General features: G+C 68.2%; 21 protein-coding genes and 1 tRNA gene. 16 read left to right on the top strand and 6 right to left on the bottom strand.

Annotated features, from left to right (window positions below):
* Window positions 1-57: 57 nt before the first annotated feature.
* The gene (locus ABNQ40_RS13850; RefSeq protein WP_109046941.1) at window positions 58-1,053 is read right to left on the bottom strand and encodes a LysR family transcriptional regulator; all 996 of its coding nucleotides are present in this window, start codon (window positions 1,051-1,053) and stop codon (window positions 58-60) included.
* Between the two features lie 206 nt (window positions 1,054-1,259).
* Here ABNQ40_RS13850 and ABNQ40_RS13845 point away from each other — a divergent pair, with 206 nt between their 5' ends.
* Window positions 1,260-1,541, top strand: a complete 282-nt coding sequence (locus tag ABNQ40_RS13845; RefSeq protein ID WP_391346921.1) for a DUF4167 domain-containing protein — start codon at window positions 1,260-1,262, stop codon at window positions 1,539-1,541.
* 324 nt (window positions 1,542-1,865) lie between these two features.
* Window positions 1,866-4,283 carry a PAS domain S-box protein gene (locus tag ABNQ40_RS13840; protein ID WP_391346918.1) on the top strand — a complete coding sequence of 806 codons (2,418 nt, stop codon included), beginning with the start codon at window positions 1,866-1,868 and terminating at the stop codon, window positions 4,281-4,283.
* 13 nt (window positions 4,284-4,296) lie between these two features.
* Here ABNQ40_RS13840 and ABNQ40_RS13835 read toward each other — a convergent pair whose 3' ends face one another.
* On the bottom strand, window positions 4,297-5,094 hold the full coding sequence (locus tag ABNQ40_RS13835) for a phosphodiesterase (protein WP_391346916.1): 798 nt from the start codon (window positions 5,092-5,094) through the stop codon (window positions 4,297-4,299).
* A gap of 188 nt (window positions 5,095-5,282) precedes the next feature.
* Here ABNQ40_RS13835 and ABNQ40_RS13830 point away from each other — a divergent pair, with 188 nt between their 5' ends.
* The 9 genes from ABNQ40_RS13830 (at window position 5,283) to ABNQ40_RS13790 (ending at window position 13,296) form a co-directional block, all read left to right on the top strand.
* The gene (locus tag ABNQ40_RS13830; protein WP_391346913.1) at window positions 5,283-6,569 is read left to right on the top strand and encodes an alanine racemase; all 1,287 of its coding nucleotides are present in this window, start codon (window positions 5,283-5,285) and stop codon (window positions 6,567-6,569) included.
* 20 nt (window positions 6,570-6,589) lie between these two features.
* The gene (locus ABNQ40_RS13825) at window positions 6,590-7,258 is read left to right on the top strand and encodes an amino acid ABC transporter permease (RefSeq protein WP_109046899.1); all 669 of its coding nucleotides are present in this window, start codon (window positions 6,590-6,592) and stop codon (window positions 7,256-7,258) included.
* A 14-nt stretch (window positions 7,259-7,272) separates the two neighbouring features.
* Complete coding sequence (locus tag ABNQ40_RS13820; protein ID WP_109046900.1) at window positions 7,273-7,923, top strand: amino acid ABC transporter permease; 651 nt, start codon at window positions 7,273-7,275, stop codon at window positions 7,921-7,923.
* Complete coding sequence (locus tag ABNQ40_RS13815) at window positions 7,910-8,638, top strand: amino acid ABC transporter ATP-binding protein (protein ID WP_109046901.1); 729 nt, start codon at window positions 7,910-7,912, stop codon at window positions 8,636-8,638. Before ABNQ40_RS13820 ends, ABNQ40_RS13815 begins: the two co-directional genes overlap by 14 nt.
* 95 nt (window positions 8,639-8,733) lie before the next feature.
* The gene (locus ABNQ40_RS13810; RefSeq protein WP_109046902.1) at window positions 8,734-9,537 is read left to right on the top strand and encodes a transporter substrate-binding domain-containing protein; all 804 of its coding nucleotides are present in this window, start codon (window positions 8,734-8,736) and stop codon (window positions 9,535-9,537) included.
* 33 nt (window positions 9,538-9,570) lie between these two features.
* Complete coding sequence (locus tag ABNQ40_RS13805) at window positions 9,571-9,915, top strand: RidA family protein (RefSeq protein WP_109046903.1); 345 nt, start codon at window positions 9,571-9,573, stop codon at window positions 9,913-9,915.
* Between the two features lie 105 nt (window positions 9,916-10,020).
* Window positions 10,021-11,055, top strand: coding sequence for a succinylglutamate desuccinylase/aspartoacylase family protein (locus tag ABNQ40_RS13800; RefSeq protein ID WP_391346907.1), 1,035 nt, complete (start codon window positions 10,021-10,023; stop codon window positions 11,053-11,055).
* A 41-nt stretch (window positions 11,056-11,096) separates the two neighbouring features.
* Window positions 11,097-12,191, top strand: a complete 1,095-nt coding sequence (locus ABNQ40_RS13795) for a LacI family DNA-binding transcriptional regulator (protein WP_391346905.1) — start codon at window positions 11,097-11,099, stop codon at window positions 12,189-12,191.
* Window positions 12,192-12,687: 496 nt separating this feature from the next.
* Window positions 12,688-13,296 carry a phosphatase PAP2 family protein gene (locus ABNQ40_RS13790; protein ID WP_391346902.1) on the top strand — a complete coding sequence of 203 codons (609 nt, stop codon included), beginning with the start codon at window positions 12,688-12,690 and terminating at the stop codon, window positions 13,294-13,296.
* A gap of 273 nt (window positions 13,297-13,569) precedes the next feature.
* On the opposite strand, the gene glmS is transcribed toward ABNQ40_RS13790, so the two are convergent.
* The 3 genes from glmS to ABNQ40_RS13775 all read right to left on the bottom strand — a co-directional run bounded on the left by glmS (window position 13,570) and on the right by ABNQ40_RS13775 (window position 18,035).
* Complete coding sequence (gene glmS, locus ABNQ40_RS13785; protein WP_377810993.1) at window positions 13,570-15,396, bottom strand: glutamine--fructose-6-phosphate transaminase (isomerizing); 1,827 nt, start codon at window positions 15,394-15,396, stop codon at window positions 13,570-13,572.
* A 65-nt stretch (window positions 15,397-15,461) separates the two neighbouring features.
* Entirely contained in the window at window positions 15,462-16,814 is a 1,353-nt protein-coding gene (gene glmU, locus ABNQ40_RS13780) for a bifunctional UDP-N-acetylglucosamine diphosphorylase/glucosamine-1-phosphate N-acetyltransferase GlmU (protein ID WP_391346898.1), read from the bottom strand.
* A gap of 810 nt (window positions 16,815-17,624) precedes the next feature.
* Entirely contained in the window at window positions 17,625-18,035 is a 411-nt protein-coding gene (locus tag ABNQ40_RS13775; RefSeq protein ID WP_146255354.1) for a hypothetical protein, read from the bottom strand.
* Between the two features lie 502 nt (window positions 18,036-18,537).
* Here ABNQ40_RS13775 and ABNQ40_RS13770 point away from each other — a divergent pair.
* Window positions 18,538-18,804, top strand: a complete 267-nt coding sequence (locus tag ABNQ40_RS13770) for a hypothetical protein (RefSeq protein ID WP_109046909.1) — start codon at window positions 18,538-18,540, stop codon at window positions 18,802-18,804.
* Here ABNQ40_RS13770 and ABNQ40_RS13765 read toward each other — a convergent pair.
* Complete coding sequence (locus ABNQ40_RS13765; protein WP_391346896.1) at window positions 18,749-19,516, bottom strand: DUF3108 domain-containing protein; 768 nt, start codon at window positions 19,514-19,516, stop codon at window positions 18,749-18,751. The genes ABNQ40_RS13770 and ABNQ40_RS13765 overlap by 56 nt on opposite strands.
* A 331-nt stretch (window positions 19,517-19,847) precedes the next feature.
* Here ABNQ40_RS13765 and ABNQ40_RS13760 point away from each other — a divergent pair.
* The 4 genes from ABNQ40_RS13760 to ABNQ40_RS13745 all read left to right on the top strand — a co-directional run bounded on the left by ABNQ40_RS13760 (window position 19,848) and on the right by ABNQ40_RS13745 (window position 22,036).
* Window positions 19,848-19,922, top strand: a tRNA-Val gene (locus tag ABNQ40_RS13760).
* Between the two features lie 217 nt (window positions 19,923-20,139).
* Window positions 20,140-20,304 (top strand): sugar tyrosine-protein kinase, encoded by a 165-nt coding sequence (locus ABNQ40_RS13755; protein WP_098737443.1) that lies wholly within the window; start codon window positions 20,140-20,142, stop codon window positions 20,302-20,304.
* A 209-nt stretch (window positions 20,305-20,513) separates the two neighbouring features.
* Window positions 20,514-21,422 (top strand): pantoate--beta-alanine ligase, encoded by a 909-nt coding sequence (gene panC, locus ABNQ40_RS13750; RefSeq protein ID WP_109046911.1) that lies wholly within the window; start codon window positions 20,514-20,516, stop codon window positions 21,420-21,422.
* Between the two features lie 203 nt (window positions 21,423-21,625).
* Window positions 21,626-22,036: a flagellar basal body-associated FliL family protein gene (locus ABNQ40_RS13745; RefSeq protein ID WP_109046912.1), complete on the top strand. Its 411-nt coding sequence runs from the start codon at window positions 21,626-21,628 to the stop codon at window positions 22,034-22,036.
* Window positions 22,037-22,081: the final 45 nt, after the last annotated feature.

Here is a 22,081-nt window from a genome sequence, read left to right as displayed (position 1 = left end):
GAGGCGGTTCCGGTGTGGAATAACTACTTTGAAATTTCCAGATTCGGCAAATGAAGTTTATACAGCGCCATGATGAACGACGTTCAGTGTGTCCGGGTCGGCCATCGCGGCGGCAATCTGCCGGATCAGCCAGCAGGCGCCGGGGTCACGCTCGGCACGCTGGTGCCGGATCATGTCCAGGTTCACCCGCTGCGGTTCATAGGGAAGGTCGAGAATCGCCAGGCCTGACTGTTCCACGGCCCGGATGGCCAGGAGCCTCGGCAGGGTCGCCACCATGTCGCTGACCTGCAGCAACGGAGGGACGGCGGCATAGTGCGGGACCGAGACGGCCACCCGCCCGGTCAGGCCCTTGTCGCTGTCGGCCGCTTCGAGGATCAGCCGTTCGACCCAGACCCGTCGGGATACGCCGCGGTCGTCGATGAACCCGTCGGTCGCCCCCTCTTCGCTGCCGGTCAACTCCACGACGACGTGGGGAAACTCGAACAGGCGTTCCCGCGTCACCGGCCCGGCGGTCAGCGGATGTCCGCGGCGGACCACCACGGCTTCCGATTCCTGGAGAAGCGTGGTGCGGCGCATGCGGTCCGGCAGGTCGGCAAACCAGCCGATCACGAAATCGACCCGGCCGTCGTCGAGGTGTCGGACGACGTCCATGCGGTTGAGAGGAAACACCCGCAGATCGATCTGCGGCGCGAGGGGAGCGATCCGCGCGACGACGCGCGGCAGGACGATCACCGCCGCATAGTCGGTTGCGGCGATGCGGAAGGTCCGCACCGCCTCCGACGGGATGAAGGCCTTCGTGCTCATCGCGTCGGCGATCCGTCCCAGGCCATCGGCGATGCCGGACGATAGCTGGAGGGCGCGGGCGGTCGGTTCCATCCCGGAAGTGCCGGGGACGAACAGATCGTCCTCCAGCGACTGACGCAGCCGGGCGAGCGCGTGGCTGACCGCCGAGGGCGTGATCCGCAATTCCCTGCTGGCGCCGATCACGCTGCGATGCTGCATGACGGCTTCGAACACCCGAAGGAGATTCAGGTCCAGTCTGCGGATCGGCACGGCGTCGGTCCCATCCATGTCGGTTGAGGGGGACGGTTGAGGGGGCGGTTGAGAGGGTGCGCCGGGTCCGGTCGCTTCGCACCGCCACACATCGCCGCCGGTCCGCATGCTGACGCGAATATGGCTGTCCGTCAAAGGGCGGCACGGCGCTACAGAATTTCCGCGCATCGCGGCGATGGGGAGCGTAGACTCTGCCGGATCGGAGGATGCCCCTCCCGTCTCCTCAAAGGAAGTCCGTAAGACCCATGCCACCCTCCAGGCCCCGCGTACCAGTGCCGCGACCGAACTTCAGCAAGTCCCGCTCCAACACCGGCGCATCGACCGGGGTCCGGCCGGCACCCGCCCGTGTGAACGGATCGGCGGTGCAAAAGCAGACCCAGTGGCTCGCCCGCGCCACCGATGCCGAACGTACGGGCGACAGTGTGGAAGCGGAACTCTGCCGGCAGTACGCCGAGCATTGGTTTCGCGTCTCGCGTGGCCAGGATTGAAGCCGGGCTGTCGTGAAAGCGGCGGCGGGGAAGTGTCCGCCCGGCCGGGGTGGTTCTTCCCTGGGACGTGAACCGGCCTTGTCTGGACTGTTTCCGCCGTTTATAAGCGGGTATGCATCAACGGAAGACTGTTCCGGTCCCACCAGCTCCCGAACGTCAAGCCGGTGCAGGACGACGGCCGGCTGAGAGCCAATCGCGCAGGCAGGGCAGAGGGTCAGCGAGCGTATGAGCACCCACCTGCCGGACCTCGAGGCGTGCGATTGGAGCGCAACCCCGCTCGGGCCGCGTGAGGGTTGGAGCCCCGCCCTCGAAGCGATCTTCACGATGATGCTCGCGTCCCCGTTCGCCATGTGCGCGACCTGGGGACCCGAGCAGACCCTGCTCTACAACGCCGCCTATGTTCCCTTTCTGGGCAAGCGCCACCCGGCGGCGCAGGGGCGGCCGATTGCCGCCGTCTGGTCCGAGGTGTGGGACATGATCGGCCCGCTCATCGCGCGTGTGCTGGAGGGCGAGGCGGTCAGCGTCACCGACATGCACCTCGTGATGACCCGCAACGGCTGCGAGGAGGACACGTGGTGGACCTTCGCCTACAGCCCGTTGCGCGACGGCGGACGGGTCGTCGGCATGCTCGACATCGCGACGGAAACGACGGCAGGGGTCATCGCGGCCCGGCAGCGCGACGCGGTCGAGGCCGAGCTGCGGGCGCGCAACGTGGCGCTGGAGCAGGAGGTTGCCGCCCGCACCGAGGCTGGCAACCGCTTCTCCACGCTCCTCCAGCATCTTCCGGTCGCGGTGTGCCTGTTCGACGCCGATGGGCGGGCGCTGTTGTCCAGCCCGTCTTATCGCGAACTCCTGCCCGATCAACCCATCCCCTCCAGAATGACGAAGCCGGAGGACGCCGACCGGTGGTGCTCCTTCGACGAGCGGGGAGAGCGCCTTCCGCCCAGCCGCTATCCCACCGCACGGGCCCTGCGCGGCGAGCTGGTCTCTCCGGGCATCGAATTCCTCCACAGAAAGTCGGATGGAACCGAGCGCTGGTTCGCCGTCAGCAGCGTGCCGCTGACGGACGGCGCCGGACAGGTCACCGGCGCCATCGCGATGCTCGAAGACATCGATCATCGCAAGCGAGCCCTCGAGACCGCCCGCACCGATGCCGAACGGGTCCAGCTGGCCCTGTCCGCCGGCGCGATCATCGGCACATGGTTCTGGGACATCGCGACCGACCGCTTCACCATCGACGAGGCGTTCGCCAAGGCCTTCGGGCTCGACCCGGCGCTCGGACGCGACGGTATCAGCCTGGCGCAGGTGGTCGAGACCGTGCATCCGGACGACCGGGCCGGTCTGGCCGAGGCGATCGGCGAGGCAATCGCGCGGGGCGGCCGTTATGCCCACCAGTACCGCGTCCGCCGGCATGACGGGCGCTATTACTGGATCGAGGCCAACGGCCGGGTCGATCACGGCGCCGACGGGACGCCGCTTGGCTTTCCCGGCGTGCTGATCGACGTCGAGGAGCGGCGCACGATCATAGCGGAGCGCGACCGGGCGATTGCGGAGCTGCGCGCCCTCAACGACACCCTGGAGCAGCGCGTCGCCGAGCGCACGGCCGAGCTGATGCAGGCCGAGGAGACGCTGCGGCAATCGCAGAAGATGGAGGCGGTCGGCCAGCTGACCGGCGGCATGGCGCATGATTTCAACAATCTGCTCCAGGCGATGTCGGGTTGCCTGCAACTGGTCGGGCGGCGCGCCGGCCATGTCGCCGGGGTGCAGAAGGTTCTGGATTCGGGCCATCAGGCGGTGGACCGCGGGGCCAGCATGATCCGGCAGCTGATGGCCTTCTCGCGCCGTCAGAACCTCGAACCCGAAGCCTTCGACGTCCGTGACCGCCTGCTGGGGATGCGCAGTTTCCTTGACCGGGCGCTGCGTGCCGACATCCGGCTGGAGTTCGATCTGGAAAGCGGGTTGTGGCCGGCGTTGGCCGATCCGGTGCAGTTCGAACTGGCGATCCTGAACCTCGCCACCAACGCCCGCGACGCCATCGCCGGAGCCGGCCATCTGCTGATCGGTGCCGGCAACGTCGAGCAGTGCGGCGAGCATGGCCTGCACGGCTCCTTCTTGCGGATCTGGGTGCGGGACAGCGGCCATGGCATGGCGCCGACAACGCTGGAGCGGATCTTCGAACCCTTCTTCACCACCAAGGCAGTGGGCCAGGGCACCGGGCTGGGGCTGGCGCAGGTCTACGGCTTCTGCCGGCAATCCGGCGGGATCGCGACCGTCGACAGCGTGGAGGGGCAGGGCACCAGTGTGACGCTGCTGCTGCCGCGCGCCGAGACGATGCCCGCGGCGGCGGTCGATGCCCAGCGGCCCGTGGTCGATGGCGGCGGCGCCAGCGTGCTGCTGGTCGAAGACGACCCGGTGGTGGCGCTGGTGATCGTCGCGGCCCTGGAGGAAATGGGGTATCGGGTCAGCCGCGCCGCGAACGGGGAAGAGGCGTTGCGCCTGTTGCGGGACGGGGAAAGGCCGGACCTGCTGTTCAGCGACGTGGTGATGCCGGGCGAGATCGACGGCCCGGCCCTGGCGGCGGCGGCGCGGGCCCTGCTGCCCCGGCTGGCGGTGGTTCTGACCACCGGCTACAGCGAGGACCGGGCCGGGCTGAATGGCTTCCCGGTGCTGTCGAAGCCCTACCGGATCGAGGATCTGGCGTTGACCCTGCGGCAGGAGATCGACCGGAGCGCGAGGCTTTAGAGCACGCTCTCTCTCAAAAGAACGGCAGGGGGCCGGGAAAGTCGCCGACGGGCACGAGGTGGGTGACCAGCCCCGCGCCCTCTTGCCAGCGGTGAAGCAGGAAGGCCGGCGGCTCGACGTAGGAGGCCGGCTCGGCATCCGGTGCGAGCCGCAGCGCGATGGCCGTCGTCGTGCTGGGGGCCGTGACCAGCACCGTCCCGGCGAAGCGGGCCAGCATGAAGCGGTGGACATGCCCGCACAGAAGCCGCTCGACCTGGGGATGGGTGGCCAGCACCGCCGCCAGACCCATGCCGTTGCGGCAGTTGTACGCGTCGATGCAGGCGATGCCGCTTTCTAGGGGCGGCTGATGCAGCATGACGAGCGTCGGTCGCTCCGGCTCCTCCGACAGGCGCGCCGCGAGCCAGGCGCAGGCCTCCTCCGTGGCGTCCCCGTGATGGTCGCCGGGAACCGTCACGTCGAGCCCGACGATGCGCAGCGGCCCCTTGTCGTCCACGGCGAAGTGGAGAGGCCCCGTTGCCGGCAGGTAGGAGTGATCGGAGAAGGCCGTCCGGAAGGCGTCCCGGTCATCGTGATTGCCGGGCAGCAGCAGGACCGGCTGGCGAATGGACCGCAGAGCGGCGCGCGCCCGCTCATATTCGGCCGCGGTGCCGCGGTCGACGATATCGCCGGTGACGATCACAAGGTCGGGTGCCGGATCGAGCGCGTTCAGGTGACGAACGGCGGCGTCGAACATCGCGTTGGAGTCGACCAGTCCCTGGTACAGCTCGCCCTGCGGGCGGATGTGGGGATCGGAGAGATGGGCGATCAGCAAGGCGGCGGTCCCCGGTCGTGGTTCGGACCAGCCTAGAGGGGGCGTGACTGTTTTTCAAAACCCGATGAGCCGGATTCTTTTTCAAGATGCGATGACAACGTTGTCATTGCACCGATGCGGCGATATGATAACGTTGTCATCGGACGTTCGACGCTTCGTCCCCATCAGGCTGATCAGGATTGCCGCCCATGAGCATGTTTCTCGATGCCCTGCTCGACAGCAGTTTGGACGACAGCATCCGTGGGGTGCCGCCGGGGACGGCGCCGCTGCGGCTGCGCGATGTCGGCGCCCAGGGCTGGCGGCCGGCTGCCGGCGACATGGCGCTGCCGGTCCTGACGCTCGACGAGGACGCCTTCGCCGCCAACCGCGACCTGATCCTTGCCTATGCGCGCCAGCACGGCGTGGCGCTCGCCCCCCATGCCAAGACGCCGATGGCGCCGCAGATCGCCTCCGCACTGGTGGAGGCCGGGGCCTGGGGCGCCACCGTCGCCAATCTGCAGCAGGCCGCCGTGCTGCTGCGCGCCGGCGTGACCCGGCTGATCCTCGGCAACGAGATCGGCGGCATCGCCAGCGGCAAGCGGCTGGGCACGTTGCTCGCCGCCCACCCCGACGCCGACCTGCGCGCCTTCGCCGACTCCCCGGCGGCGGTCGCGACGCTGGCCGCGGCTGCCGAGGCCGCTGGACGCCCGCTGGCGGTGCTGGTCGAGGTCGGCGCCGGCCGTGGCGGCGCCCGCGACCGCGCGGCGGTGGACGCGATCCTCGCCGCGGTCCGCGAGCATCCCGGCCTGCTGGTGCTGGACGGCGTCGCCACCTATGAGGGGGCGGTCGCGACCTCCGACCCGGCCCAGACCGCCGCCAACATCGCCGCCCTGATGGAGCGGACGGCGGAGGCCTTCGCCCTGGTGCGGGCGCTGGCGCCGGAGCGGCCGCTGCTGCTCACCGCCGGCGGATCGGCCTTCTTCGACATGGTGGTCGCCGCGCTGGCGCCGGTCGCGAAGGCCGACGGCAACGCCACGCTGGTGCTGCGCAGCGGCGCCATCTTCTTCCACGACCATGGCACCTACGAACGCGCGCTCGGCGCGCTCGACGCCCGGCAGGGCTTCGCCTGCGGCGGCGCCACGGCCGCCGATTTCCGCCCGGCCCTGCGCCTGTGGGCGGAGGTGCTGACCCGGCCGGAGCCGGGGCTGGCGATCTGCGGCTTCGGCATGCGCGATTCCTCCTTCGACCAGGATCTTCCCCGCCCCCTGCGGATCCACCGCGACGGCGTGGCGCTGCCCGCGGACGGGCTGCGGGTCACCCGGCTGAACGACCAGCACGCCTTCGTCGCCGTGCCGGCCGGCCAGGAGCTCGCTGTCGGCGACATCGTCGAGTTCGGCATCTCGCATCCCTGCACCTGCATCGACCGCTGGAGGGTGCTGTTCGGCCTCGATGCCGACGGGCGGGTGAGCCGCGCCTACCGCACCTTCTTCGGCTGACCCGAGGCGGCCAGATCCCCATGCAGACATTGAATTTCCAGCAGCTCTGGCGCTATCAGGACCAGCTGATCGACGGCACGCTGCACACGCTGCTGCTGACCCTGGTTGCCGCGGCCATCGGCACCGCCATCGGTGTCGCCGCGGCGGCGGCGGTGCGCAGCGGGCCGCGCCCGGTGCGCTGGGCGATCCGCGGCTATGTCGAGCTGATCCGCAACACGCCGTCGCTGATCCAGCTGTTCGTGGTCTTCTTCGTGCTGCCGGGCTTCGGCCTGCGGATGGGGGCCTTCGAGGCGGCGTCCATCGCACTCGGCCTCTATTTCGGCGCCTATTGCACCGAGATCGTCCGCGCCGGGCTCGACGCCATCCCCGGCAGCCAAGTGGAAGCGGGCCAGTGCCTGGGGCTCTCGCGCTGGCAGGTGTTCCGCTACATCGTGCTGCCGCCCGCCCTGCGCAGCGTCTATCCCGCCTTCACCAGCCAGTTCGTCCTGCTGCTGCTCGGCACCTCGCTGGCCTCGCAGATCTCGGCGGAGGAGCTGTTCCACACCGGCGGCTTCATCGAGACGCGCACCTACCGCAGCTTCGAGGTCTATGCCGTGATCTGCGGCATCTACTTCGCCCTGGTGATGACCTTCAAACTGCTGTTCGCCGCGGTGGGGCACCTCGCCTTCCGCTGGCCGGTTCGGCGCTGACGGAGACACCGGCCATGCGTTCCTTCTCCCTCGGCGACCTGCTGTCGCTGCTCAGCGCCCTGCAATGGACGGCCGTCCTCGTCCTCATCGCGCTCGGCTTCGGCGCGCCGCTGGCGCTGCTGCTCGCCCTGATGCGGACCAGCGCCAGCCGCGCGCTGCGCTGGACCGCCACCGCCTTCCTGCAACTGGTGCAGGGCGTGCCGCTGCTCGGCCTGCTGATGTTCTTCTATTTCGGCATGCCGGTCTTCCTCGGCATCGAGATGCCGCCGCTGGTCGCCGTCGGCATCGCCATGACCGTCTACACCGCCTCCTTCCTCGGCGAGATCTGGCGCGGCGGCATCGAGGCGGTGAAGCACGAGCAGTGGGAGGCCGCCGCCTGCCTCGGCCTGTCGACCTGGCACCAGTTCCGCTACGTCATCGCGCCGCAGGCCTTCCGCATGGCGCTGCCGCCGACCGTCGGCTTCCTCGTCCAGCTGATCAAGGGGACCTCGCTGGCCTCCATCGTCGGCTTCGTCGAACTCGCCCGCGCCGGCCAGCTGGTCAGCGCCGCCACCTTCCAGCCCCTGCTGGTCTACTCGATCGTCGCGGCGATCTACTTCGCCGCCTGCCTGCCGCTCACCCTGTGGGCCCGTTCCCTGGAGGTCCGTCTCAATGGCGCTCGTTGACATCCGAAACGTTACCAAGAGCTATGGGTCGACCCAGGTGCTCAAGGGGGTGTCGCTCGACATCAAGGAAGGCGAGATCGTCACCATCATCGGCAAGTCGGGCTCCGGCAAATCGACCCTGCTCCGCTGCATCAACGCGCTGGAGCGCATCGACGGCGGCGAGATCACGGTGGAAGGCCAGCCGGTGCGCACCGACATGCCGAACCTGCGCGACTTCCGCCAGCGCGTCGGCATCGTCTTCCAAGCCTTCAACCTGTTCCCGCACATGACGGTAGAACGCAACATCACGCTGGCCCCGGTCCTCAACAAGCGGATCGCCAAGGCCGACGGCCGGGCGCTGGCGCTGGACGTGCTGGAGCGCGTCGGGCTGGCCGACAAGATCGACTCCTATCCGGCCCAGCTGTCCGGCGGGCAGCAGCAGCGCGTCGCCATCGCCCGCTGCCTCGCCATGCGCCCGCACCTGATGCTGTTCGACGAGGTGACCTCGGCGCTCGATCCCGAGCTGGTCGGCGAGGTGCTGAAGGTGATGGAGGACATGGCGCGCCAGGGCATGACCATGGTGCTGGTCACCCACGAGATGGGCTTCGCCCGCAACGTCGCCTCCAAGATCGTCTTCATGCACCAGGGCCGCGTCTGGGAAGAGGGGCCGCCGGCCGAGCTCTTCGCCAACCCGCGCACCCCCGAACTGCAGAGCTTCATCGCCTCCGTCCGCTGAGGCGTGGCCGAGCCATCCGCCGAGCCATTCACCGGTTCCTCGCGAGGACCGGACAACGACCAGAACAGAAACCACCAGAACAGAGGAGCAATGTCTTGAGACTCTTCCGGACTCTCGCCGCCGCCGTGGCGGTCTGCGCCACCGTCGCGCTCTCCGCCGCCGCCCTGCCGTCCGCCGCCAAGGCGGATGCCCTGCAGAACGTGCTGTCGGCCGGCAAGCTGCGCGTCGGCGTGCTGATGGATGCCGCCCCCTGGGGCTTCAAGGACGCCAAGGGCGAAGCCGCCGGCCTCGACATCGATCTGGCGAAGCTGATGGCCGCCGACATGGGCGTGAAGCTGGATCTGGTGCAGGTGACCGGCGCCAACCGCATTCCCAGCCTGCTCGCCAACAAGGTCGACGTGCTGATCGCCGCCGCCGGCGCCACGCCCGAGCGCGCCCAGCAGGTGACCTTCACCCAGCCCTATGCCGCGGTCAATCTCGGCGTCTACGGGCCGAAGTCGATGGCGACCGCCAGCGATCCCGACGGGCTGAAGGGCCGCAGCATCGGCGTCGCCAAGGGCTCGACGCTCGACATCTGGCTGACCGACAACGCCCCCGGCGCCAAGCTGGTGCGCTTCGAGGACACCCCCGGCGCCATCGCCGCCTATCTGGCCGGTCAGGTCGACACCTTTGCCGAGAACAGCGCCATCGCGCTGAAGGTCGCGCAGGACAATCCCGGCAAGGAAGTCGAGCTGAAGTTCCTGATCCGCCAGTCGCCGGCCCATGTGGCCGTCCGCCACGGCGAGCAGGATCTGGTCAACTGGATCAACACCTTCCTGTTCTACAACCGCCTGAACGGCAAGCTGGGCGCCCTTCAGATGACGTGGTTCAAGGAAAAGCAGACGCTTCCGCAGATGTAACCTGCCGTTCGGCATCCAAGAGAGGGTCTTTCGATGATCACCAGGTTCCAGGTCGGTTCGCGCATGAGCCAGGCCGTCGTCTGCCAGGGCATGGTCCACATCGCGGGTCAGGTCGCCAACAACCGCACCGGCTCCATCCATGAGCAGACCCGCGACGTGCTGGCCAAGATCGACGCCCTGCTGGAAGAGGCCGGCAGCGACAAGTCCAAGCTGGTCGCCGTCAACGTCTTCCTGCCGCACATCACCGACTTCGACGCCATGAACGAGGTCTACGATGCCTGGATCGACCCGGCCAACCCGCCGGCCCGCGCCTGCACCGAGGCGCGGCTGGCCGATCCCGACCTGCGCGTCGAGATGACGGCGCTCGCCGCCCTGTAAGCGCGCTTCCTCGGTGAACCGGAGGATGGCGCCGGGCAACTGATGCCCGCGCAATTGCTGACGGCAACCGCTGCCAAGGCGCCCCTCCGCCAGAAGGTTTTTGGAATGCACACTGGCCTCTACCACGCGCTCGATTTCGCCGCCGACGGCAAGTCGCTGGATTTCCTCAGCATCCCGTTCTCGGTGGACCGCTCCCCCTATTATCAGGTGAAGGTCCCGGTCTGCCGCGTGCGCAACGGAACGGGCCCGCGCGTGCTGCTGATGGCGGGCAACCACGGCGACGAATATGAAGGCGAACTGCTGCTGGGCCGGCTGTTCCGCCGCCTCGATCCCGCGCGCATCCGTGGCGAGGTGACGATCCTGCCGGCGGCCAACGCGCCGGCGGTGATGGCGGCGCGGCGCCGGTCGCCGCTGGACGAGGGCAACCTCAACCGCGCCTTCCCCGGCGACCCCGCCGGCACCCCGACCTTCCGGCTGGCGCATTTCCTCGAGCATGAGCTGTTCCCGCGCCATGACGTGGTGTTCGACATCCATTCCGGCGGCACCTCGATGGCTCACCTGCCCTGTGCCCTGATCGAACGGCAGGGCACGCCCGACCGGCTCGGCCGCGCGCTGGAGCTGATGCGGGCGCTGGGCATGCCATACGGCTTCGTGGCGGAGAACGGCGCCACGGCACCGACCTCGATGGCCGCCGCCGCACGGGCCGGCGTCATCGGCATCAGCGGCGAGTTCGGCGGCGGCGGCACGGTGACGCCGGAGACCATGGCCTACACCGCCCGCGCCATCGACAATCTGCTGATCGCCATCGGGTTGACCGATGCGCCGGTTCTCTCGGTTCCGGCACCGGTTCCGGCGCCGATGCAACTGCTTCAGCTTGACAGCCACCGGCAGGCGATCTACGCGCTGCGGCGCGGCTGGTTCGAACCGGCGGTCGATGTCGGGGCGCGGGTCGCCGCCGGCGATCTCGCCGGCTGGTTCCACGACCTGATGCGGCTCGACCAGCCGGAGGAGGAGCTGCGCTTCCAGGAGGCGGGCATCGTCATCTCGCGGCGCCTGCACAGCGACAGCGAGACCGGCGACTGCCTGATCCAGGTGGCCCGTCCGGTGGAGGAGGCGGGCATCCTGGGGCGCGCGGCCTGACCGGGGCATCGCAGGGACAGGCGGCCAAGGAGACGGGCGACATGAGTGAGAGCAGCGCGGCGAAGCGTCCGCCGACCATCGACGACGTCCTCCGCCTCCGGGCGGCGGACCCGGCGCCGTCGGCGGACGGGGACGCAGCCGGGGGGGCGGCTCCGACGCGCATCGTCGAGATCGCCCGGCTGGCCGGGGTGTCGCCGATCACTGTCTCGCGCGCCCTGCGCCAGCCGGAGAAGGTGGCCGAGGCCAAGCGCCGGAAGATCCTGGAGATCGTCGAGCGCACCGGCTACGCCACCAATCCGCATGCCCGCGCCCTGCGGTCGGGTCAGTCGAACATCGTCGCCGCCTTCGTCTCCAACCTGCAAAGCCAGCAGTTCTGCCTTGCCGTGCAGGGTTGCGGCGAGGTGCTGGAGCCGCAGGGCTACCAGCTGATGATCGGGCAGACCTCTTACTCCTACGCCAAGGAGACGACGATGATCCAGTCGCTGCGCGAGATGCGGCCGGCGGCGGTCATGTTCACCGGCGTCATCGAGATCGAGGAGAACCGGCGGGCGTTGCGGGCGCTCGGCATTCCGATCATGGAGACCTGGGCCTATCCCCGCGACCCCATCGACATGCTGGTCGGTTTCTCCAACATCGACGGCGGCCGTCTGGCGGCGGAGCATTTTGCCGGACGGGGCTATCGCCGCGTCGCCTTCATCGGCCGGCGCAGCGGCCGCGGCGCCCTGCGCCTCACCGGCTTCCGCGAGGGTGCCCGCGCCGCCGGGCTCGACATCGTCGCCGAGCTGTCCGTCGACCGGGTGACCAGCATGGTCGACGGCCGCCGCGCGCTCGCCGAGCTGCTGTCCCGCAACGCGGCGGTCGAGGCGGTGTTCTGCGCCAACGACCTGCTGGCGACCGGCGCGCTTCTGGAGGCGCGCCGGCTGGGCATGCGCCTGCCCGACGACGTCGCCATCCTCGGCTTCGGCCACAACGACGTGGCCGAGGAGTTGCCGCCCGGCCTGACCACCATCGGCATCGACAGCCGCGACCTCGGCCGGCAGGCCGGATCGATGATCCTGCAACGGATGCGCGGAGACATGCCGCCGGAGCCGATCCGTGCCGTCGAACTGACGCTGACCCATCGCGGGAGCAGCTGAGACGGGTCCGTGATCATGACCAACGGCTCCGCCGGAGCTGTCGCTCATGGCCTGCTGCGCGCGATTGCCGGGGAATACGATTGGCCGGCGTACCGGCCGGTTGAGCCCCGGTCCCGCAACGGTGCTGGTGCTTCGGAGCGCGAACACCGGCCAAACGGGGCCGTGGATCGATTGACGTTCGGCCGGTGCTGAATTTCCGCCCGTGAGGCTGGAATTTGAAGCCGGAATTTTCCGGGCAGGGCCACGCTGCAAATCCATGGAGATCGGCTTGGAGCGCCGGGGTCGGCAGCGGACCGCCGGGCTGCGCGCCGACGTGCCCGCCGCGCCATGAGGACCGTCTTCATCGGGGGGCGATTGGAGCGTTCGCTATCCTCATCGCTCTCCCGGACTCAGCCGAACGCCCCGGTTCTGGCCATTCGCGCCCAGGCAGGCGCAGGCGCCACGGCCTATCTGTCTGCCCTGGCTGTCATAGAATCGAAACGATCGGACCCCGCTTATGGAAGCTCTCAACCAACATCTGTTCCTTCTGCTGAACGCTCCGCCCGATCCGCCGGCCGGGCTTCTCATGCTGGCGCGTTTTCTGGCGGACGACGTGGTGGTACTGGTCGCGGCCCTGGTCGCGGCGCTGTGGGTGTGGGGACGGCAGGACGGACGCGCCGTCCTGGTCGGTGCTGGCTGCGCCCTGCTGACGGCGGCGCTGGTCAACGCGGCGATTGGCGCGCTCTGGCATCATCCGCGCCCCTTCATGATCGGGTTGGGGCATCAGCTGATTCCGCATGCCGCGGATTCATCCTTCCCCAGCGACCATGCGACCTTCATGTGGACGATCGGGATCAGCCTGCTGCTGCGAGGGTCCTGGCAGCGGCTGGGCTGGGGGATGATGGCCTTCGGGATGGGCGTCGCGTGGGCGCGCATCTATCTTGGCGTTCACTTTCCCCTGGACATGGCGGGTGCGCTACTGGTCTCCGCCACCGCTTCCCTGCTGGTCATTCCGGCGCGTCCCATCGTCGATGGCGTGCTGACGCCGGCCATCGTCCGGCTTTACGAGGGAGCGGTGCGGCTGCTGCATCTGCCCGCCGCCCTGTTCCCGCTGGACCGCAAGTGAGGGCATGACGGGGTCGTGCTTCCGAACCGCCTGGATCGGGAGCCGGACCCTTGCCGACCGGCCGCGCTCCGCGGCGAAGCCCCGGACATCGGCAGCATGGCTCGAACCCGAGCCGAGCCTGGCGATGTCGCCAAGCTGTGCGGGAAACGGGGATCATCCCAACCAGCCGAGCGCGCCTTCGTGGAAGCGTTTCCTCAGGTGAGGAAAGGCCCCCACAGGGGCACTGCAAAGCTCACGCATGCGTAGACAATTTGTCCACGGAGAATGCCCCGCTTACTCCACCGTCACGCTCTTGGCCAGATTGCGCGGCTGGTCCACGTCGGTGCCCTTCAGCACGGCCGTGTGATAGGCCAGCAGCTGCACCGGGATGGCGTAGAGCAGCGGGGCGACCAGCGGGTCGCAGGCAGGCAGCTCGACCGACCAGCGGACCTTGTCCTTCAGCTTGTCGATGCCCTTCCGGTCGGCCAGCAGCAGCACCTTGCCTGACCGCGCACAGACCTCCTGCACGTTCGACACGACCTTTTCGAACAGGGCGTCGGACGGCACCAGCACGATCACCGGGACATTGTCGTCGATCAGCGCGATGGGGCCGTGCTTCAGTTCGCCGGCGGCATAGCCCTCGGCGTGGATGTAGCTGATTTCCTTCAGCTTCAACGCACCTTCCAGGGCCAGCGGATACATGGCGCCGCGGCCGAGATACAGCACGTCGCGGGCCTCGGACACCTCCTGCGCCAGCTCCTTCAGCCGCTCGTCATGGGCTAGCACGTCGGCGGCGCGGGCCGGAACTTCGCGGAGCGCGTGGGCGATCTGCTGCATCCGCTCCTGGTCGATGGCGCCGCGGGCGCGGCCGACGGTGACGGCAAGGCAGGCCAGCGTGGTCAGCTGGGTGGTGAAGGCCTTGGTCGAGGCGACGCCGATCTCCGGCCCCGCCATGGTATAGAGCACCGCGTCGGATTCCCGGGCGATGGTGCTTTCCGGGGCGTTGACGATCGACAGGATCTTCTGGCCCTGCCGCTTGCAGTAACGCAGGGCTTCCAGCGTATCCAGCGTCTCGCCCGACTGCGAGATGAACAGGGCGATGCCGCCCGGCGGCAGCGGCGCCTCGCGGTAGCGGAACTCCGACGCGATGTCGACCTCGACCGGGATGCGGGCCAGCGTCTCGAACCAGTATTTGGCGACGAAGCCGGCGTAATAGGCGGTGCCGCAGGCGACGATGGTCAGCTTCGACGCGCCGGCCAGATCGAAGGGGAAGTCCGGCAGGGTGAAGGTACCAGTCTCCGGGTTGATGTAGGCGTTCAGCGTGTCGCCGATGACCTGCGGCTGCTCGTAGATTTCCTTGAGCATGTAGTGGCGGTAGCCGTCCTTGCCGATCAGGGCGCCGGACACCGCGGTGGTCTTCACCGGACGCTCCACCACCGTGTCGGCGGCATCGTGGACGATGGCGGCGGTGCGGCTGACCTCGACCCAGTCGCCGTCCTCCAGATAGCAGATGCGGTTGGTCAGCGGCGCCAGCGCGAAGGCGTCCGACGCCAGATACATCTCGCCGTCGCCATAGCCGACGGCCAGCGGCGTGCCGTGGCGGGCGCCGATCATCAGCTCATGCTCGCCGGCGAAGATCAGCACCAGGGAGAAGGCGCCGGTGAAGCGCTTGAAGGCGGCGGCAGAGGCCTGGACCGGGGTCATGCCCTGCTGGTCCAAGTAGTAGGTGACGAGGTGGACGATCACCTCGGTGTCCGTGGCGCTTTCGAAGACGTAGCCGTGGCCGGTCAGCTCGTCCTTCAGCTCCTGGTAATTCTCGATGATGCCGTTGTGGACGACGGCGACACGCTTGGTGGCGTGCGGGTGGGCGTTGTTCTCCGTCGGGCCGCCATGGGTGGCCCAGCGGGTGTGGCCGATGCCGACCGTCCCGGACAGCGGCTGGTCGCGCAGCTTCATGTCCAGGTTGGCCAGCTTGCCCTCGGCGCGGCGGCGCTCGATATGGCCGTTCACCAGGGTGGCGACGCCCGCGCTGTCATAGCCGCGGTATTCGAGCCGGCGCAGGCCCTCCACCAACCGGGGGGACGCGTCGTGGATGCCGTTGATGCCGATGATGCCGCACATGGACCTGATGCTCCTGAAAAAGGTGCCGGCTGACGAGCCGGAGAGAAACGGATCCCGGACCGATCCTACGCCTTTTTTGCTTTCTCGTTTTGCTTCCGTTCGCGAAAACGCTTTGCCCAGCCGGCGTACGCCTTCTGGTTGCCGCGGGCGACCACCAGCGCGTCGGCCTCCACCGCCATCGTCACCACACTGCCGGCGCCGACGATGGCGCCGTCGCCGATGACGACCGGCGCGACCAGCGCGCTGTTCGAGCCGATGAAGGCGCCGGCGCCGATCTCCGTCCGGCTCTTGGAGAAGCCGTCGTAATTGCAGGTGATGGTGCCGGCGCCGATGTTGGCCTTGGCTCCGACCCGGGCGTCGCCGATGTAGGTCAGGTGGTTGGCCTTGGCCCCGGCCTCGATCACCGCGTTCTTCACCTCGACGAAATTGCCGATGTGGGCGTCCGGGCCGATCTCCGCCCCCGGGCGCAGCCGGGCATAGGGGCCGATGACGGCGCCGCTGTCGATGCGGACGCCTTCCAGATGGCAGTAGGACTTGATCTCCACCCGGTCGCCGACCGTCACCCCGGCGCCGAAGAAGCAGCCGGGGCCGACCACCACGTCGCGGCCGAGCCGGGTGTCGACGCTGAGGAAAATGCTGTCGGGGTCGATCAGCGTGGCGCCGTTGTCCATCGCGGCCTTGCGCAGGCGGCGTTGCAGCAGCTTCTCCACCTCCGCCAGCTCGGCGCGGGAATTGACGCCGACCACCTCGGCCGGGGCGGCCTCCACCACGGCGCAGGCCATGCCGGCGCGGCGCGCGATCTGGACCACGTCGGTCAGGTAATATTCGGACTTGGCGTTTTCGTTGCCGACGCTGCCGATCAGGTCGAACATGTGCGCGCCGTCGAACGCCATCAGGCCGGCGTTGCACAGGGCGACCGTGCGCTCCTCCTCGCTGGCGTCGAGATATTCGACGATCTTCTCCAGCCCGCCGCGGGCGTTCAGGATCAGGCGGCCATAGGCGCCGGGATCGTCGGGGCGCATGCCCAGCACCACCACGGCCGGGTCGGCCGCCTGCCGGCGCGCCTGCACCAGCGCGCGCAGCGTGTCCGGCGTGACCAGCGGCGTGTCGCCGTACAGCACGATGACGTCGCCGGTGAAGCCCTCCAGCAGGCCGAAGGCGGCGCGCACGGCGTCGGCGGTGCCGCGCTGCTCGTGCTGGACCGCGGTGGGGTAAGGGGCGACGGCGGCGGCCACGCTGTCCATGCCGGGGCCGACCACGACCACGACATGGTCGGGGTCGAGCGTCTTCACCGCGGCCAGCACATGCCCGACCATCGGCCGGCCGGCAACCCGGTGCAACACCTTGGGCAGATCGGATTTCATGCGCGTGCCCTTGCCGGCGGCGAGGATCACGCAGGCGAGCGGACGATGGGCCATGGTGATGTTCCTGGTCGAGCCTTGAAGTGGAAGGGAAAGCCGGTCGATGAAGGCGCCGTAGTTGAGCCGGTAAACGTTAAGACATCACTGCTGGACAGGACGGCGCTTCTACGGGAGTGGGCACCGCACCATCCGCATTTCCGAGAGTGGTGTGCCACAGCACAGCATGGAAGCCCAAGTCAACTTTTGTTTCAATCTGCAATAAATGAATGTTTCCAATAGGTTGCCCGCTCAATTTCTTGTGGTTTCCGTCTGTCGTCTTGCCGCTTGGCGATGGCTGCGGTCACCCGTTCCCGCCGGTCTGCCCGGCCTGATGGGGCTCGGGATCTTTCAGTGACATGTATCCGATGACGGCCGCGATCTCCAGGGCAGGACGGCCGAATTCTGCCGGTAGAGAGGATGATGTCTTTCACAGGTCATGGAAATTTTTCCTTTCGGTTCCGGCTAATCTTTTCTTTCCAAGATCAGGGCGCCGCCAAATCCTAGTCTGTCCCGGGGCCGTTCGGGCGCGGAGTTGAACAGTATTGTCACCGAAGTAGCGTTTCGCTTCCCCTGCGTCAATTCGGCCTTTAGGTCCGCGCGTCACGGTACCCACAGCCGGCTACCGGTCTTTTTCTGAGTAACCTGGATCGCAGAGCCGTCATAGTCATCCCGCCGTCCAGCTGGCGAGGTCCGATGACATCTGGCCGGGGGCGCCATGCAGGGCGCAGCCGGAAACCTGACCGGAGCCGGGGGGCGCGGTCAGGCGGGCTGTCTGGGGTCGGTCCTGCACCAAGGGCCGAATATCGCGATGCCCGGTGCAGGTGGTTTTCAGGCTGTAGGGTGGCCGGAAGATCCGTCCTTCTGCCGCAGTGCCTTGAGCAGGGCAGCCCGGAGCGTCTCGGGCGAGCAAGGCATTTCCAGCAGGATTCCGCTGAAGGCGCCGGCTTTCCAGCGTTGGAGAAGGCTGGAGTCTCCCGTGATGCCAATCCATGGCAGGGGATAGCCGATTTCGGCTTCGAAGCGGCTGGCCAGCTGGTCGCCGGTCTCCTGGCCGTTCGTCGGAGGAAGAAGCAACACCGTCGGACGGAGATTGTCTGCCCTAGTGTCTGCAATGATGTCATCCAGGTTGTCGCCGGCAACGACTTGGCATCCCCAGGACTCCAGCAATGCTTCGATGCCAAGGCGCAGAACCGCGTTCTGCTCCAACACAACGACAGTGTTCCCTTTGATCGCCGGCACTGTGCGATGCCCTCCAGCCGTGAGTGGTCCGGAACATTTCCAGAGACGGTAACTCGTGGGCTGGTGCGACATTGCACGCGGTCTCAATTTTGTCATTAACCTGTGATGGGTTCAACCGTCAGTAGGTTCAGGTCGTGCCGCTCACCGACACAGAGGCGATCCGTGTCCCGATACCGAGGGATACATGCGCCGATACTATCCCTTTGAACGGAAGGGGTATCCCTCAGGACCCGCGTGCCGGAACCGCAAAGCCCCTAGACTGGCAAGGGTCGATCCGGCGCTGCCGGGCGACGGGACGCCGATCCGGGGGAGGACGCGCCATGATGCAGGACGATGCCCTGACGGCCGGCTCGCTGGCTTTCACCGTCCTGCTGCTGACGTTGGCCGCAGCCGGCAGGCACGACAATCAATCAAAAACCTGCCGGGTGCGGGTCGGACGGCGGCGTGCTTCGCGGCCGTCCGACCAGCGTCACGGCGGCAGCCGATGGGAAGGAACTCCACCATGGCCTCTCGCATGGCTCGGATCGTTCATATGGGCAAACTGGGCGGCTTTGCGGCGTTGCTGGACGGCAGGATGCTCGAGCTGGAAGGCTGTTTCCTCTGGCCGTCGGCCACGGCGCTGAGCGGCGCGGCGCGGCGGGCCGGCATCGCGCTGTCCGACCTGATCCTGGACACCCGCTCCACAACGGAACCGGCCGGGCCGGCTGCCGCGGTCAGCGCACAGTCTGCGGCGAGGCTCCGGCCCGGCGGTCTGCCGCTGGCGGCGTGACGCCGGTCAGATGGACCACCACGCTGCCGAAATCGCTGTCCGTCTCCAGCCGGACGGGCAGCGGCGGAGAGCCGGCGGCGACCGGAGCCAGCCACAGATTGACCGGCGGCCGGTCGGCAGGATTGTTCCGTTGCCAGAAGCGGCCGCCCGACGATGACCGGGCATAGCCGGCCACCGGCTTGTAGCTCACCCGGCATTGCTGGGCGACGCCGGAGAAGATCGAGTAGCGCGACGGGTCGACGATCCGCCGCCCCACCTCGCTGAACACCATGTCGTAGCGGCGGCGGCCGTCGAACACCGGCAGCGACCGGTCGCAGCCCTCGTTCGCCCCCACCGCGAACAGCAGGTCGAGCACGGCGGTCAGCGGATCCAGCGTGCCGCGCTGCAAGTCCGGCGGCACCGGCTCGCGGTCGTCCTTGTCCGCCGGCGGCGTGACGCTGGTGGAGACGTCGCCCTGCGGTCCGTAGGTCAGCGTGACGTTGCGCGGTTCGCCGCGCAGCAGGCTGGTCTGGCGGTGGCTGTCCGGCCGCAGATCGTCGCCGCGGACATGGCCGTCGCTCTCGGAGTCGGTGCGCCAGCTGAACAGCCGGCCGATGGTGCCGCCGGTTACCGCCGACACGGCGATGCGGTAACGGTCGCCGGCCACGTCCAGCGTCGCATTCACATCCAGCGCGGTCACCCCGCCGACGAAGACCCGATAGGTCGCCTTCACCGGCTCCGCCGACACTACGGCCGTTGCCAGGGGAAGCAGGGGCAGGGAAAGGCAGGCCGCAATCAGGGCTGTCCGGACCGGGCGGGGGAGATGGCGGGGAAGGCGGCGGGGGCTGGGCTGGGGCACGGTCCAAAGCTCCTGCGGTCGTCGCATCGTTTCGGGGGTGTGATTTCGGAGGCATCGTTTCAGGTGGGCAATCTTTTTTAAGATGGGGATGAATCTGACGCTTGACACCCGGTGGGGAAGGCCGTAGAAACCCGCCCACCGCAGCGGCGGGGCCGACGAAAGACGGTCGCGACGCAAAAGAGTTCGGTACAGAGTTTCACGGTTAGGGCGCGTAGCTCAGCGGGAGAGCATTCGCTTCACACGCGAAGGGTCACAGGTTCAATCCCTGTCGCGCCCACCATTAAAAAAGGCTTCGGACGATTGTCCGGAGCCTTTTTTGCTTTCCGCCCCTGCCCGACGGGAATTGCGCGCGCAGGTGCGAACCGGAACAGCCAACATCGCAAAATTCTTATGTGACCGACGATCCCGCGGTCGATTGACGCAGATCAGCCCCTTTTGCGCTGCAATGGGCTAGACAGGGCATCATTCCTGTCACCCGCTTCGGAAAGCCAACTCACATGGACGATACCCGTATCGCTTTGCTGTCTCTCGCCCTTCTGGTCGCCGTCCTGGCCGTCATCATCGGTTCGGTGATTCTGGTGCCGTCTTTCACCGCGCTGCTGGCGACGCTGCTGGCCTGGGCGAACCTGGCCTATCTCGTCGGCATCACCTTCAAGCGTTGATGGGCAAGCCTGATGGCCAAGCGCTGATCGTCAAGTTGCGATAGGCGAGCGCCAATCCGAAACCGCGGCGGAGAGGGAGGTCGCCCTCTCCGCCGCGGGTGCCGAACCATGACGGTTCGGCAACAGTCTGTCCTGCGGAAAGCTTTTCTGGACAGGAACGGTCCGTCGGGGTATCCAGCGCCCGTTTCGCTGTGCCAAGGACCGACGCCATGACACCGACCGCCGCCCCGTCGTCTTCCAATCCGATCGGCACCCTGTCCGCCGGCACTCTGCCGATCCTGCGGACGGTCGAGGATCTGCGGTCCCAGGTCGCCGCCTGGCGCCGGGAGGGGTTGACCGTCGCACTGGTGCCGACCATGGGCGCCCTGCATGACGGCCATCTGGACCTCATCCGGCGCGGTCGCGAACTGGCCGACCGGGTGGTCGCCAGCGTCTTCGTCAACCCGACCCAGTTCGCCCCGCACGAGGATTTCGACCGCTACCCGCGCGATGAAGGCGGCGATGCCGCCAAGCTGGCCTCGGCCGGCTGCCACGCGCTCTATGCGCCGACCGTGCGCGCCATGTATCCGCAGGGCTTCGCCACCGCCATTTCGGTCGGCGGTCCGGCGGAGGGACTGTGCGGGACCTTCCGGCCGCAGATGTTCGGCGGCGTGGCGCTGGTGGTGACCAAGCTGTTCCTCCAGGCCCTGCCCGACGTGGCGGTGTTCGGCGAGAAGGATTACCAGCAGCTGATGGTGATCCGCCGCTTCACCCGCGACCTCGACATTCCCGTCCGGGTCGAGGGGCTGCCGACGGTGCGCGAGGCCGACGGGCTCGCCATGTCCTCGCGCAACGCCTATCTCAGTGCCGACGAGCGTGCCCGCGCGCCCGAACTGAACCGGGCGCTGACCGCCGCCGCCGCCGCGCTGGCGGGAGGGGCGGAGGTCGATGGCGCGCTGACCGGCATCCGTGGCCGCATTGCCGAGGCCGGCTTCGGCACCATCGATTATGTCGAACTGCGCGACGCCGAAACGCTGGAGCCGGTGAGCGCCGTCACCCGGCCCGCCCGCCTGCTGGCCGCCGCCTGGATGGGCAAGGCCCGGCTGATCGACAATGTGCCGGTGATCCCCGCCGGCTGAACGGACGAAGATTGGTGCCCCAACATTGGGAGCCTGAACATTGGCAGTGGCCGGCATGATCGGCATTTGACCGGCATTTGTTGTGCGCCTAGCATTCCCGGATAGGCAGGATCCCCGATGGGTTTCGTGGCCCCCGCGATGGGGGCGGAAAGGCCACTTTGCGGCTCGTTCGTCGCAACCGGCAGGGGGAAACGGTTTCCCTGATGCCAATCCTTCTGACCGGCCTGCTGCTGGTGCTGGCGGCGTTGGGGGCCACCGCCGCTTTGGTCGCCACCCGCAACCGCCCCCCGGCCTCCCAGACACAGCTGGGACCCGACAAGAAATACGCGGCGCTGCCGCTGATGACCTTCAGCCTGGGCGGCAACGATGCCCGGATGGTGGACGTCAAGGTGCTGCTGGAGATCGACCCGTCGGTGGACGGCAAGGTGGCCGACCCCTATGTCCCCCGCATCACCGACCGGCTGTCCGACCGCCTGCGCCAACTCGACCCGCAGCAGCTGACCGGGGCCGACGGGGCGATGCTGATGAAGAGCACGATTGCCGGGGTCCTCGACCGCGAACTGCGCGGCGTGCGGGTGAGGGAAATCCTGCTCGACCGGATGGTGGTCAGGTAGCACGCTTCCAAAAGAGGCCGCCCGGCCCCCACGGACTGTCTACGG

It is taken from the genome of Azospirillum sp. A23, from assembly GCF_042938965.1.
GTDB lineage: Bacteria > Pseudomonadota > Alphaproteobacteria > Azospirillales > Azospirillaceae > Azospirillum > Azospirillum melinis.
Note: the sequence above shows the minus strand (reverse complement) of the source record. Positions and strands in the feature narration are given on the sequence as shown.